Below are 11836 nucleotides of genomic sequence, written 5' to 3' on the forward strand. Positions count from 1 at the left end.
AGCCCCGGTCAGTGGGGCGGGGGCGGGGGGAGCGTCGCCACGTCCGGCGCGGCCGCGGGCCACACCAGCAGGACCGGGCAGGGCGCGTGGTCCACGACGAAGCGCGCCGCCGGGCCCAGGCTCCGCGGCCCGAGCCGTACGAGGTCGCCGTCACGGGCCATCACCAGCAGATCGGTCCCGGCCGCGGCGGCGACCACCTCCCGCTCCACCCGCCCCGACCGCTCCTCCCTGCGGCACGGACGGCCCAGGCGCCGGGCGGCGGCGTCCAGCAGCCGTCCCGCGGAGTCGGCGCCGAGGCCCTCCAGCCGGGTGCCCGGATCGTTCTCCGGGTGCCCACGGCCCAGCAGCCCGGCGTAGGCGGCGTGCGCCAGACCGGGGACGTCGGGGCCGCTGACGTGCAGCAGGACGACGTCGGCGGCCTCCGGCGCGTGGACGCGGACGGCGTCGACGCAGGCGGGCCAGGTTCCTTCGGCGATCCAGGCGGTCACGATCACGGACATCAGCCTCCGAGGACGTGCAGCGAACCCCACAGTGCCACCACCGCCAGGCCCAGCGCCGCAGGCACGGTGAGCAGGCCGAGGACGGTGAACTCCTTCAGGTCCACGTCGTGTTCGTGCTGGTGCACGATACGCCGCCACAGCAGGGTCGCCAGGGATCCCGCATAGGTCAGGTTGGGGCCGATGTTCACCCCGAGCAGGACGGCGAGGACCGCGCCGGGCCCGGCGGGCGCGGTCAGCGGCAGCAGGACCAGCACGGCGGGCAGGTTGTTGATCACGTTGGCCAGCACGGCGGCCAGCGCCGCGACGCCGAGCAGGGCGGCCAGCCCGGTGCCCCCGGGCACGATCCGGCCCAGCGCGTCGGCGAGCCCGTTGTCGACCACCGCCCGCACCACCACGCCCAGTGCCAGCACGAACGCCAGGAACGGCACCCCGGCCGCCCCCGCCACGGCGCGCACCGTCATCCGCCGCCGCGCCACCGCCCGTACGGCCAGCACCAGCGCACCGGCCGCGGCCGCCCACGCCGGATCGATGCCGAGCGCCGGGGTGATCACGAACCCCGCCAGCGTGCAGACCACCGTGACCAGCGCGAACACCGGCAGCGGAGGCACCTCGGCGCCGTCCGGGACCGCAACGGCGGCCTCCAGGTCGGCGCCGAACCAGCGGCGGAAGACGACGTACTCCACGGCGATCGCCACCAGCCACGGCAGCACCATCAGCCCGGCGAAGCGGGTGAAGCTCAGCCCGCTGGCCGCGAACGCCAGCAGGTTCGTCAGGTTCGAGACCGGCAGCAGCAGGGAGGCGGTGTTGGACAGGTGCGTGCACGCGTACACATGCGGCTTCGGCCGCACCCCCAGCCGGGCGGCGGTCGCGAACACCACCGGGGTCAGCAGCACCACGGTGGCGTCCAGGCTCAGCGCCGCCGTCACCGCCGACGCCAGCGCGAACACCGCCCCGAGCAACCGCCGCGGCCGCCCCGCGGCCACCCGGGCCATCCACGCCCCGCCGGCCCGGAACAGCCCCTCCTCGTCGCAGAGCCTCGCCAGCACCAGCACCGCCGCCAGGAACCCGATCACCGGCCCCAGCCGCGCCGCCTCCTCCCGCGCGTGCTCCAGCGGGATCGCCCCGCTCCCCACGGCCACCGCCGCGGCCGGGACGGCGACCACCGCCTCCGGAAGACCGAACGGCCGGATCACCGCCCCGGCGAGCACGAGGAGCAGCAGCGCGACGGACAGCGCCTCCGCGATCGTGGTGTTCAGGGTTCCGTTCCTCCCGGGTGGGACCGTGATGGCCCCTCATGGAACCACGCCCCACCCGGGACACCGCTCACTCCTCCTGCTGCGTGCCGCCCACGATCTCGGCCAGTGCCGCGGCGACGTGGCGCTCGGTGGTGGCCTTGTCGAGGCCGAGGGAGGTCAGCGGGCCGTCGCCCGCCTCGAGTTCGAGGAGGGCGAGCAGGAGGTGCTCGGTGCCGATGTAGTTGTGGCCCAGGCGGAGGGCCTCGCGGAAGGTGAGTTCGAGGACCTTGCGGGAGGCGAGGTCGTACGGGACGAGCTCGGGGACCTCGGCCACGGCCGCGGGGAGGGCCGCGGTGAGGGTGGTGCGGGCGGCGTCGGGGGTGACGCCCTGGGCCGCCATGGCGAGTGCGGCGAGGGCCTGGGGCTCACTGAGCAGGCCGAGGGCGAGGTGCTCGGGGCGGACCTCGGGGTTGTGGGCGGTCTTGGCCTCGGCGTGGGCGGCCATGACGACCTTGCGGGCGCGCGGGGTGAAGCGCGAGAAGCCCTGCGAGGGGTCCAGGTCGGGGAAGCCGAGGTCCTTGGGGACGAAGCGCTTCTGGGCGGCCTGCTTGGTCACGCCCATGCTCTTGCCGATGTCGGTCCAGGAGGCGCCGGACCGCCGGGCCTGGTCGACGAAGTGTCCGATGAGGTGGTCGGCGACCTCCCCCAGGTGCTCGGCGGCGATGACGGCGTCCGAGAGCTGGTCGAGGGCGTCGGGGTGGGTCTTCTTGATGGCTGCGATCAGATCGTCGAGCCGGATCTGCTGCGTCATGCGTCAACGATAGGTTGACGAAGGGTCATCGTCAACCGGAAGTTGACGATCGTCGGCATTAACCGGTGGTGCCCTCCCCGCCGGGTGCGCCAGCCTGGGCACATGTCCCAGAACACCTCGGTCCTGCGGGAGTTGTACGCGTCCCTCGACCGGCGCAAGCGCCCCGAGGACATCGCCCATCTCGCCCTCCGGCTACTCGACGGCGACGGCCGACGGCCCGCTCGCCGTACCCGGCGCGCGCTGGAGAAGGCGGCGAGCGGCTCGCTGAACACGTTGTGGCACGGCTACACCTCGATGCTGGAGGACTTCGCCCGGCCCGTCGGGGCCCAGCGCCAGCTGGCCCGCGCCGCGGAGCTGTTCCCGGGACTGCCGGAGCCGGCCGGGGCGTCCGGGGACGATCCGGCGCAGGTGGAGGCGGCGATCCGGGCGGCCGGCGGGCGGATCGCCAAGCGGTTCGGGGCGAACGACTTCCTCACCGACCGCCTCGACCGGGCCGGGCGCGCGGACGCGGGGCTCGGGGAGATGTCGAAGCGGCAGTACAACAAGCGGTTCCGGCTGCTGCGCCGCATGGAGGCCAAGCTGGCGCGCATCCTGGTCGAGCAGCGCAAGCGGGAGGTGACGCTGGTCGGCAAGAGCGGACTCGCCTCCCGGCTGGCCTACGAGGAGTTCGCGGCCGACACCCCGACCGCGGCCTTCGTGGCCTACCTCACCGCCCGCGCCAACCTGCGCAGCGAGTTCACGGTCTCGGGCCAGCAGCCCCCCTACGACGAGGTGGCGGACGCCCTGTTCGAGGAGCTGCGCCGAAGGCCGCACCGCACCAACTGGTACGCCGTCGCGCACGTCCACCCCACCGCAGAGGTGCTCGGTCACCTCGACGACGGGCAGCGGGGACGGCTGCTGGGGATCTGGTACCGCTTCCTGCTGGACGTGGCCGAACTGCTCGAGGCCGCATGGCGGCGGCAGCCCCTGGACCGGACGACGATGATCGTGCGCCGCGGCGACGACTCGACCACCTGGAACCAGACCGCCCGGGCCTGGACCAAGGCCCGGGCCCACTGGTTCTCGCTCCTGCGCGCCATGGCCGCCGAGGAGGTCGCCGACCGGTTCTGCCCCGGCAAGGTCCTGCTCCTGGTCGCCGCCGACGTGGCCGCCTGGCACCGGCAGACCGGTGGGGGACTGCACCCGGACACCGGGGTGTGGGCCGAACTGCCGCTGCCCTGGCAGGTGCTGCGCGGCGAGGCGGAGTGCCCGCGGTCGCTGGTGGAGGAGGTGTGCCGGCGGCACGGCGTCGATCCCGTCGCGGGCGGCTGGACGGAACCGCGGCCGGCGGCCGGCCCGGTGCCCTTCCGGCCCACGCCGGAACTCGTGCACGGGGTGGAGGTCGGCGACCCGGTGCTGGCCGGCGTGCTGCGGTCGGCGGGCTTCTTCTCGGGACGTCCGCTGCGCCCGGCGGCGGCGGACCTCGACGCCCAATTGCGTTGACGCCCGGCCGCCGTGGCGGCCAGGATCGGGGCACCGATGGGGAAGCTCAGCGGTGGAGCGGCCGGCTCTTAACCGGTTGGACGCAGGTTCGAGCCCTGCCCTCGTCGGGGGCCGTACGGGCACCGGGAAGCTCAGCGGTGGAGCGCCCGGCTCGGGACCGGGTGGACGCAGGTTCGAGCCCTGCCCCGGTGCCCGTACGGCTCGCGGGCCCACGGATGTCAGCGCACCGTGAGGACCAGCTTCCCGGTCGTACGTCCCGTCTCCAGGGCGGCGTGGGCCTTCGCGGCCTCGGACAGGGGGAAGGTGCCGGCGACCGTGACGCGCAGGGCGCCCTCCTCGACCAGGCGGGCGACCGCGGTCATGCCGGCGTGGTCGGCCTCGACGATCATGCCGGTGGCGCGCACGCCCAGACGGTCGGCCTCCGCGAGGAGTTCGGGCAGGCCGATCGGGAGGATGGTGACGAGCAACCCGCCCTCGCGCAGGGTGCGCAGGGAGCGGAGGGACTCGGCACCGCCGAGGGGGTCGAGGACGACGTCGACGTCGCGGACGGCCTCGGCGTAGTCGGTCGTGCGGTAGTCGATCAGTTCGTCGGCGCCGAGGCCGCGCAGGAAGTCGTGCTTGGCGGCGCTCGCGGTGCCGATGACATGGGCGCCGAGGGACTTGGCGATCTGTACGGCGACGTGGCCGACGCCTCCCGCGGCGGCGTGGACGAGCACGCGCTGCCCTGGGCGGACCGCGGCGACGTCGACGAGGGCCTGCCAGGCGGTGAGCGCGACCAGCGGGACCGCGGCGGCCTCCACGTGGCTCATGCCGGACGGCTTCCGGGCGAAGGCGCGGGCGGGTCCGGTGACGTACTCGGCGTGGGAGCCGACGCCGTGCGGGTAGGGGAGCATGCCGAAGACCTCGTCGCCGGGCCGGAAGAGGGCCACTCCCAGCCCGGTCTCCTCGACGACGCCGGAGACGTCCCAGCCGAGGACGGGCGGCGGGCCGCCGAGGAAGAGCCCGGTCTGCCGGTGCTTGGTGTCGGTCGGGTTGAGCCCGGCGGCGTGGACGCGGACGAGCAGCTGCCCGACGCCGGGGGTGGGGCGTTCCAGCTCCGCCTCCCGCAGTACCTCGGGTCCGCCGAGGACGTCCTGGGTGATCGCGCGCATGGTGCGGGGTGTTCCGGTCATGGACCCCAGCCTGCCGACCGCACGGGCACGGGGAAATGGCATGATTGCCATCCTCCGATAAGATCGTGCCATGCATCGTGTGGTCGTCCTCGCCCTTGACGGCGTCTACCCCTTCGAGCTGGGCATCCCCAACCGCGTCTTCGGCTCCGCCGGGGACCGCTACGAGGTGCTGACCTGCACCGTCGACGGGCGCCCCGTGCGCACGGACTCCGACTTCTCGGTCACCGTCGAGAACGGCCCCGAGGTGCTGGCCACCGCCGACACCGTCGTGATCCCGCCGTACGACCAGTCGCGGATCACCGCGGAGCTCCCCGCCCCGGTCGCGGCCGCGCTCGGCGCGATCCGGCCGGGCACCCGCATCGTCTCCATCTGCACGGCGGCCTTCGCGCTCGCCGCCGCGGGCCTCCTCGACGGCCGCCCCGCCACCACCCACTGGGCGCTGGCCGAACGCTTCCGGCGGATGTTCCCCGGTGTGGCGCTCGACGCGGACGTGCTCTTCGTCGACGACGGCGACGTCCTCACCTCCGCCGGGGCCGCGTCCGGTGTGGACGTCTGCCTGCACCTGGTGCGCGAGGACCACGGCAGCGCGGTGGCCAACTTCGTGGCCCGCTGCTGCGTGGTGCCGCCCTGGCGGGACGGCGGCCAGGCCCAGTACATCGACCAGCCCGTGCCGGAGACCGCGGACGCCGGCACCGCGGCGACGCGGCAGTGGGCGCTGGAGCACCTCGACCTGCCGCTCACCCTGAACGACCTCGCCGACCACGCGCGGATGAGCCTGCGGACCTTCGCCCGGCGCTTCCGGGACGAGGTCGGCACAAGCCCGGGCAAGTGGCTCATCCAGCAGCGGGTCGCCCGCGCCCGTCACCTGCTGGAGTCCAGCGACCTCCCGGTCGACCGCATCGCCGGCGAGGTGGGCTTCGCCACCGCGACGTCCCTGCGGCAGCACCTCCACGCCGCCATCGGCGTCTCCCCCCTGGCCTACCGGCGCACCTTCCGGGCCACCGCCACCCTCTGACGCACCCGACCCTGGGGAGGCCCCCGATGGCTGTGGAGCTGATCTACGAGACGCACGCCACGACCACCGACAACGAGGCGGGCATCGCCACCGGCCGGCTGCCCGGCCTGCTGTCGGAGCGCGGCCGCCGGCAGGCGAGGGAGCTGGGCGAACGCCGCCGCAACCAGGACATCGCGGCGGTGTACACCTCCGACCTGCACCGTGCCGTGGAGACCGCGGCCCTCGCCTTCCCCGACGGGCGGCCGCCGGTCCACCGGGACCCCCGGCTGCGCGAGTGCGACTACGGCGCGCTGAACGGACGGCCGGCCCATCTCGTCGCGGCCCAGCGCCTGCGGCGCGTCGACGAGCCGTTCCCCGGCGGCGGCCAGAGCTACCGGCAGGTGCTCGCCGCCACCGACGCGCTCCTGTACGACCTGGCCCGGCGGTGGGACGGCCGGCGCGTCCTGCTGATCGCCCACTCCGCCAACCGCTGGGCCCTGGCCTGCCTGCTGGGCGGGGTCGCCCTGACGGAGGGCGTCCTGGCGCCCTTCGTCTGGCAGCCGGGCTGGACGTACACCCTCCCCGGCGACTGGCCGGGCCCGGACCGGGACCCGGCCGGAGCTAGGGAGCGGTGAACAGGGTGGGGAAGCGGGGGGCGAGCCAGGGGCGGCGGCCCCAGGCGGCGATCTTGCCGCGGGCCATGGCGGCGGTGGCGCCCCGGCGGCCGAGCGCGATCAGGAAGAAGGTGACCGGCTCGGTGGTGATGGTGCAGTCGGGGCGGCGCGGCGGCTCGTCCGCGAGCTCGGCCGCACCGTCGGTGAAGGTCACGGCGAAGCGTGTGATCCCGGGGACGCGCAGCGCGTAGCAGGCGGAGAATCCGGCCGCCGCCCGCGCGTCGACGACCCGGGGCATGGCCGCCTTGAGGAAGGGCATGCAGCGGGCGACGCGCTCACGGTCGATCATGTGGGGACGGCGTAGGGCGACCGCGATGTCGTAGCCGTGGCCGAGCATGTGGGTGAGCAGGTACGAGCCGAGCGTGGCCAGGTCCATGGGGCCGAGCGGGGTGACCACCGGCATGCCGGGCTCGCGGGTCGCGGCCGCGTCGGTGAACGCGCGGGCGTGCCGCACGATCCCGTCGGCCAGGATCGCGCCGTCGCGTTCGGGGAAGGCGTCGAGGGACGCGGCGTTCGCGGCGGCGAGGCTGCCGGGGGTGCCGTCGCCGTACGGCTGCTCGCGGCCCTCGGCCAGGGCGGCCATGAGTTCGCCCGCGAGCACCAGGTGCGCCGCGGCCTCCCCGACCGTCCACTCGGCACCGGGGATCGGCACCGAGGTGTCCGGGCACCCGCGGAGCAGGGCGGCTATGTCCTCGGCGGCGGCGTGCAGGGCCTCGGCCTCGGCCGGGCGGTCAGGGGCGACGGTCATGGTCGGACAGCGTGGACCAGCACGGTTCGTCTGTCCAGGCCCGGGGAGGAAAAGCCGGGGCGGAACCGTGCCCGGAAAAGCGCGCGGAATCCGGGAACGCGAAAAGGGGGAAGCCCCCGGGCAGTCGTTGCTGCCGGGGGCGTCCCCAGGGAAAGCGTCGCGCGGAAAGCGCCGCGCGCGGGCGATCAGTACGCCGAGTTGACGTTGTCGATCGTGCCGTAGACGTGGGCCGCGTAGTTGCAGGCGGCGGTGATGTTGGCGACCGGGTCGTAGATGTTCCACGAGGTACCGGGGACGTGGTAGGCCTTGAAGGTCGGGTCGATCACCTGCATCAGACCCTTGGAGGGAATTCCCTTGGCCGCGTTCGAGTCCCAGCCGTTGATGGCGCTCGGGTTACCGGAGGACTCACGCATCAGGTTCTTGTAGATCCCGTTGTAAGTGCCCGGGATGCCGTTGGCACGCATCACCTTCAGGGACTCGTTGATCCACGTGTTGACGGAGCCCGACTGCGCCATGGGGGCGGCGGAGGCGGTGGGGGCCATGGCCACGCCACCGGCGACGACGGCGACGCCGGCAGCGGCGCAGCCGAGGGAGATCTTCTTGGCCTTGGCGACGCGGTTGAGCTTCGACATAGCGGAGATCTGCATTCGAGTAATTCCTCTTCCGTGGGGTACGCCATGAATTGTTGGCCGACTTAAATCCCGAGGTCAATGCACCCCTATTACTAACGGGATTAGTTGTGGGACCAGGGACGAAAGTCCCGCCGCTCAGACGTGGGAAGGGGATTCCGGGGCGGCTTCTACTAAGGGGCCCCGAAAGTGGCGCACGTCATATCGGCCACGTCACACGCAGACCCGGACAAATCGCCCATTCGGTGACGCAGGCCATGTGGCCTGCGTCACCGAATAAGGCGTTGATTCACACGGAGGAACCGCGGTTTCACCCACGGCGAGGATTTCCGGGCGGGCACGGGGTCCGGCCGACGGGCGCGGATCCCGGCGGGCTACGCCACGGGGGCCGAGGCGATCACGACCGTCGCGTACAGCTCCTCCGACACGGCCACCCGCGCCTCCAGCCCGGCCTGGGCGACCGCGGCGACGGCGGCCGGGGCCTGCTCCTCACCGGTCTCGAAGAGGAGCCGGCCGCCCGGCGCGAGCCACGCGGGCGCCGCGGCGGCGACCCGGCGGAGGACGTCGAGGCCGTCGGCCCCGCCGTCGAGGGCGACACGGGGCTCGTGGTCACGGGCCTCCGGGGGGAGGAGGGCGACGGCGCCGCTGGGGACGTAGGGCACGTTCGCGACCAGGACGTCGACGCGGCCGCGCAGCTCCGCGGGAAGGGGGGTGTAGAGGTCGCCCTCGTGGACGTGGACGCGGCCGTCCGCCGCGGCGAGGTTGCGGCGGGCGAAGGCGACCGCTGCCGGGTCGATGTCGACCGCGTGCAGCACGGGCCGGTCGAGCGTGGCGGCCAGGACGGCGCCCACCGCGCCGGAGCCGCAGCACAGGTCGACGACGACGGCGCCGGGCCGGCCCAGGGCGCGCCCGAGCGCGACGGCCTCGCGGGCGAGGAACTCCGTACGGCGGCGCGGGACGAAGACCCCCGGGCCGACGGCGATCCGCAGGCCGCAGAACTCGGCCCAGCCCAGCACGTGTTCGAGCGGGAGGCCGGCCACCCGGCGCTCCAGCAGGGCGGCGAGCTCGTCGGGTGTCCGGGCGGCGGAGACGAGCAGCCGGGCCTCGTCCTCGGCGAACACGCAGCCGGCCGCCCGGAGCACGGACACGACCGGCGCGAGGGACGCGGGGGACGGAAGGGCGGAAGAGGAGGCGCCGGCGGGAGCAGGGTGGGAAGGAGACGAGCCGGAAGGAGCGGGTGAAGCGGAGGACATGGGGGCCTTTCGGGGCGCCGCGGGGCGCTCTCGACGGCCTAGGTCGTCCGGACCGCGGGGCCGCCGGGGGAGAGCACCCAACCTGACATGGCGGTAATGGGTCTCACCTCCTCGGTACGTCCGCTGCTGGGGACGGCAACGTTACCCGAGCCCCGGCACCGCGCCCACCCCCAGGGCCGCCACGACGGCGCGCGGGTCGTCGGCGTGGAAGCGCAGGACGCGGGCCTGCGCGGGCACCCCGAGGGGGCGCAGGAACGTGACGGGCTCGGTCAGTTCGACGGTCACCGTGGTCTGGCCGCCGACGACCAGGTCGACGGTGCCGTCCCCGGCGAGCGTGACGAGCCGTCCGTCGGGGAAGCGCCGGTCGACACGGGCCGCGGCGATCCGCCCGGCAGGCACGCGGACGTCGACGAGGGCGCCGTACCGCAGCCGCAGGGAGCCGTCCGCCCCCACGACGTGCGGGCGCACCACGCAGGCGGCGTGCAGGGCCAGGACGAAGAAGCAGCCCCAGACGTCGAGGACGAGGGTGACGGCGTGCACCGCGGGCCAGGGGATGACCAGCGCGAGCACCACCGTCTCGACGACGGAGACGAAGAGGAAGCCGTACATCGTCGCCGTCTGCGCCCCGGTGTACGGGACGGCCACGGCGCCCTCGCCCACCCCGTGCGGACGGCGCGCGATCCAGCGCACCAGGCTCACGGACAGGGCGAGTTCATGGCGCATCAGGCGCCGCGCGGGCGCCGGGACGGTGTCCCGCACGGCGGTCCACGCGGCGGCGCGGCGCGACAGGCCCCGGCGCCGGGCGTCCCGGTGCGCCCGCACCACCTTCGGCAGCCGCCACAGCAGCACGGCGGTCATGCACAGCTCCGCGCCCCGGAGCACCGGCTCCGGCACCGGCACGCCCGCCACCAGGCACGCGGCGAGCACCGCCTCGGCCACCACCAGGGTGCCCAGCGCCCACGCCCCCCGGCGGCTCACCGGGCACGACCCTGCATCAGCCGGATCGCCTGCCGTACGGCCTCGGCCTGGGCGGGCGCGTGGTCGTCGAAGAAGGCCTCCATGAAGCCGCCCTCCGCGCCACCCGCCGTCATGAGGTCCTCACCGGAGGCGGCGAGCGAGGCGGCGACCTCGTCCGGGACGGAGTCGGCGATCGCCCGGGCCACCTCCGCGACCCGGGGGTCGTCCACGGCCGCCCCGGCCAGTTCGTCCATCCGCGCGTACACCTCGTAGGCGCGGCGCATCGCGCCCGGATCGGAGCCCATGGAGCGCAACAGGCCGGTGAGCCAGCCCCGGGCCTCGGGGGTGGCCGCCGTGTCCAGCAGCGCGAGCAACTCGCGCTCCTTCACGGCCATCGCGGGCTCGGGCCCCGGCAGCTGTGCCGAGGTCCGGGCCATCTCGGCGAAGAGCGACGCCAGTTCCGGGGAGACGGGCGCCTGCGCGGGCAGTCCGCCGCCGGCCTCGGCCTGCGCGAGGAGTTCGGCGAGACGGACCCGGCGCGACCGGATGGCCTCCTCCTGCCGGGCGAGGTCCGCGTCGAGCTCCGCCAGCACCTCGTGCAGCTCCTTGCCCGCGTCGTCCGCGAGCACGTCCCTGACCTCGTCGAGGCCGAGGCCGAGTTCCGTCAGGCGGCGGACGCGGGTGAGCTCGACGGCGTCGCGCAGACCGTAGTCGCGGTAGCCGTTGACCCGGCGCGCGGGCTCGGGCAGCAGCCCGATGCGGTGGTAGTGCCGCACGGTGCGGGTGGTGACCCCGGCGAGGGCGGCGAGTTCTCCGATGCGCATGAGCCCAGTAGAGACCTTGACGCTGCGACAAGGTCAAGGACCGGAGGACGCGGGCCGGGCATACAGGGAAAACCCTAGGAAAATCCGGCCCCCGGACCGGCGGCCGAGGGGTCCGGTCTCGGCGCGGGCAAACCCGGCTCAAGCGGCGGTAAAGATCTTTCCCGGCGTCTGTCCGCGGCCCGGCGGACGCGCCTAACGTCAGCGCGTCCGCCCGTCACCACCGACCGCAGCCGCAGCCCGGGGGCGGTCTACGCGTGTCCATATGTCATGCGCATGACCGACCTGCGACCGACCCACGGCCCACACCGACCCGTCGGCCCGCACCGGTCCCGGCCTGCCCGCCGCCCGACGCACCGCGCCACCCGCACCACGCCGCGACACCCCCACTCCCGGCACTCGACGGAGGCACCCCGTGCACCCCTCTGCACATCGACCCGCACAGCCGCTGAGGCGACTGAGAAGGACACTGACCGCGGCCCTGCCCGCGCTCGCCCTGGCCGTCACCGGCCTGCTCGCCGCGGACCGGCCGCCCAGGCCGCCGCCCCCCACACCCCCAC

General features: G+C 74.5%; 12 protein-coding genes and 2 tRNA genes. 5 read left to right on the top strand and 9 right to left on the bottom strand.

The window, feature by feature from the left end; translation table 11 throughout:
- Positions 1–8: 8 nt before the first annotated feature.
- The 3 genes from PV350_RS24255 to PV350_RS24265 all read right to left on the bottom strand — a co-directional run bounded on the left by PV350_RS24255 (position 9) and on the right by PV350_RS24265 (position 2546).
- Positions 9–494: a universal stress protein gene (locus tag PV350_RS24255; RefSeq protein ID WP_499516884.1), complete on the bottom strand. Its 486-nt coding sequence runs from the start codon at positions 492–494 to the stop codon at positions 9–11.
- Between the two features lie 5 nt (positions 495–499).
- On the bottom strand, positions 500–1756 hold the full coding sequence (locus PV350_RS24260) for an SLC13 family permease (protein WP_499516885.1): 1257 nt from the start codon (positions 1754–1756) through the stop codon (positions 500–502).
- Positions 1757–1823: 67 nt separating this feature from the next.
- A complete protein-coding gene (locus PV350_RS24265; protein ID WP_499512744.1) occupies positions 1824–2546 on the bottom strand; it encodes a Clp protease N-terminal domain-containing protein in 723 nt (240 codons plus the stop codon).
- Positions 2547–2648: 102 nt separating this feature from the next.
- On the opposite strand from PV350_RS24265, the gene PV350_RS24270 reads away from it, so the two are divergent.
- From PV350_RS24270 to PV350_RS24280, 3 genes are all read left to right on the top strand, one after another.
- Positions 2649–4028: a hypothetical protein gene (locus PV350_RS24270; protein ID WP_500336057.1), complete on the top strand. Its 1380-nt coding sequence runs from the start codon at positions 2649–2651 to the stop codon at positions 4026–4028.
- A 35-nt stretch (positions 4029–4063) separates the two neighbouring features.
- Positions 4064–4135, top strand: a tRNA-Lys gene (locus PV350_RS24275).
- Between the two features lie 12 nt (positions 4136–4147).
- Positions 4148–4221, top strand: a tRNA-Pro gene (locus PV350_RS24280).
- 25 nt (positions 4222–4246) lie between these two features.
- Here PV350_RS24280 and PV350_RS24285 read toward each other — a convergent pair.
- The gene (locus PV350_RS24285) at positions 4247–5200 is read right to left on the bottom strand and encodes an NADP-dependent oxidoreductase (protein WP_500336059.1); all 954 of its coding nucleotides are present in this window, start codon (positions 5198–5200) and stop codon (positions 4247–4249) included.
- A gap of 70 nt (positions 5201–5270) precedes the next feature.
- Between PV350_RS24285 and PV350_RS24290 the strand changes: the two genes are divergently transcribed.
- Both PV350_RS24290 and PV350_RS24295 read left to right on the top strand, forming a co-directional pair.
- Positions 5271–6215, top strand: a complete 945-nt coding sequence (locus tag PV350_RS24290) for a GlxA family transcriptional regulator (RefSeq protein WP_499512747.1) — start codon at positions 5271–5273, stop codon at positions 6213–6215.
- Positions 6216–6241: 26 nt separating this feature from the next.
- Positions 6242–6829 (top strand): histidine phosphatase family protein, encoded by a 588-nt coding sequence (locus PV350_RS24295; RefSeq protein ID WP_499512748.1) that lies wholly within the window; start codon positions 6242–6244, stop codon positions 6827–6829.
- Here PV350_RS24295 and PV350_RS24300 read toward each other — a convergent pair.
- The 5 genes from PV350_RS24300 to PV350_RS24320 form a co-directional block, all read right to left on the bottom strand.
- Positions 6816–7616 (bottom strand): maleylpyruvate isomerase family mycothiol-dependent enzyme, encoded by an 801-nt coding sequence (locus PV350_RS24300; RefSeq protein WP_500336061.1) that lies wholly within the window; start codon positions 7614–7616, stop codon positions 6816–6818. The two genes, PV350_RS24295 and PV350_RS24300, sit on opposite strands and share 14 nt — an antisense overlap.
- Before the next feature lie 185 nt (positions 7617–7801).
- Positions 7802–8263 (bottom strand): transglycosylase SLT domain-containing protein, encoded by a 462-nt coding sequence (locus PV350_RS24305; protein WP_499512750.1) that lies wholly within the window; start codon positions 8261–8263, stop codon positions 7802–7804.
- Between the two features lie 356 nt (positions 8264–8619).
- On the bottom strand, positions 8620–9498 hold the full coding sequence (locus PV350_RS24310; protein ID WP_500336063.1) for a putative protein N(5)-glutamine methyltransferase: 879 nt from the start codon (positions 9496–9498) through the stop codon (positions 8620–8622).
- Positions 9499–9639: 141 nt separating this feature from the next.
- On the bottom strand, positions 9640–10476 hold the full coding sequence (locus tag PV350_RS24315; protein ID WP_500336065.1) for a hypothetical protein: 837 nt from the start codon (positions 10474–10476) through the stop codon (positions 9640–9642).
- Complete coding sequence (locus PV350_RS24320) at positions 10473–11279, bottom strand: MerR family transcriptional regulator (protein WP_499512753.1); 807 nt, start codon at positions 11277–11279, stop codon at positions 10473–10475. Before PV350_RS24320 ends, PV350_RS24315 begins: the two co-directional genes overlap by 4 nt.
- Positions 11280–11836 lie beyond the last annotated feature (557 nt).

Origin of the sequence: Streptomyces sp. PA03-6a (assembly GCF_033792765.1) — a bacterium.
In the GTDB taxonomy this organism is placed as follows: Bacteria; Actinomycetota; Actinomycetes; order Streptomycetales; family Streptomycetaceae; genus Actinacidiphila.

Coding starts and splice junctions, on each gene's coding strand:
- PV350_RS24265 (WP_499512744.1), bottom strand. CDS start 2,546: ATGACGCAGCAGATCCGGCTCGACGATCTGATCGCAGCCATCAAGAAG.
- PV350_RS24270 (WP_500336057.1), top strand. CDS start 2,649: ATGTCCCAGAACACCTCGGTCCTGCGGGAGTTGTACGCGTCCCTCGAC.
- PV350_RS24285 (WP_500336059.1), bottom strand. CDS start 5,200: ATGACCGGAACACCCCGCACCATGCGCGCGATCACCCAGGACGTCCTC.
- PV350_RS24290 (WP_499512747.1), top strand. CDS start 5,271: ATGCATCGTGTGGTCGTCCTCGCCCTTGACGGCGTCTACCCCTTCGAG.
- PV350_RS24295 (WP_499512748.1), top strand. CDS start 6,242: ATGGCTGTGGAGCTGATCTACGAGACGCACGCCACGACCACCGACAAC.
- PV350_RS24300 (WP_500336061.1), bottom strand. CDS start 7,616: ATGACCGTCGCCCCTGACCGCCCGGCCGAGGCCGAGGCCCTGCACGCC.
- PV350_RS24305 (WP_499512750.1), bottom strand. CDS start 8,263: ATGCAGATCTCCGCTATGTCGAAGCTCAACCGCGTCGCCAAGGCCAAG.
- PV350_RS24310 (WP_500336063.1), bottom strand. CDS start 9,498: ATGTCCTCCGCTTCACCCGCTCCTTCCGGCTCGTCTCCTTCCCACCCT.
- PV350_RS24320 (WP_499512753.1), bottom strand. CDS start 11,279: ATGCGCATCGGAGAACTCGCCGCCCTCGCCGGGGTCACCACCCGCACC.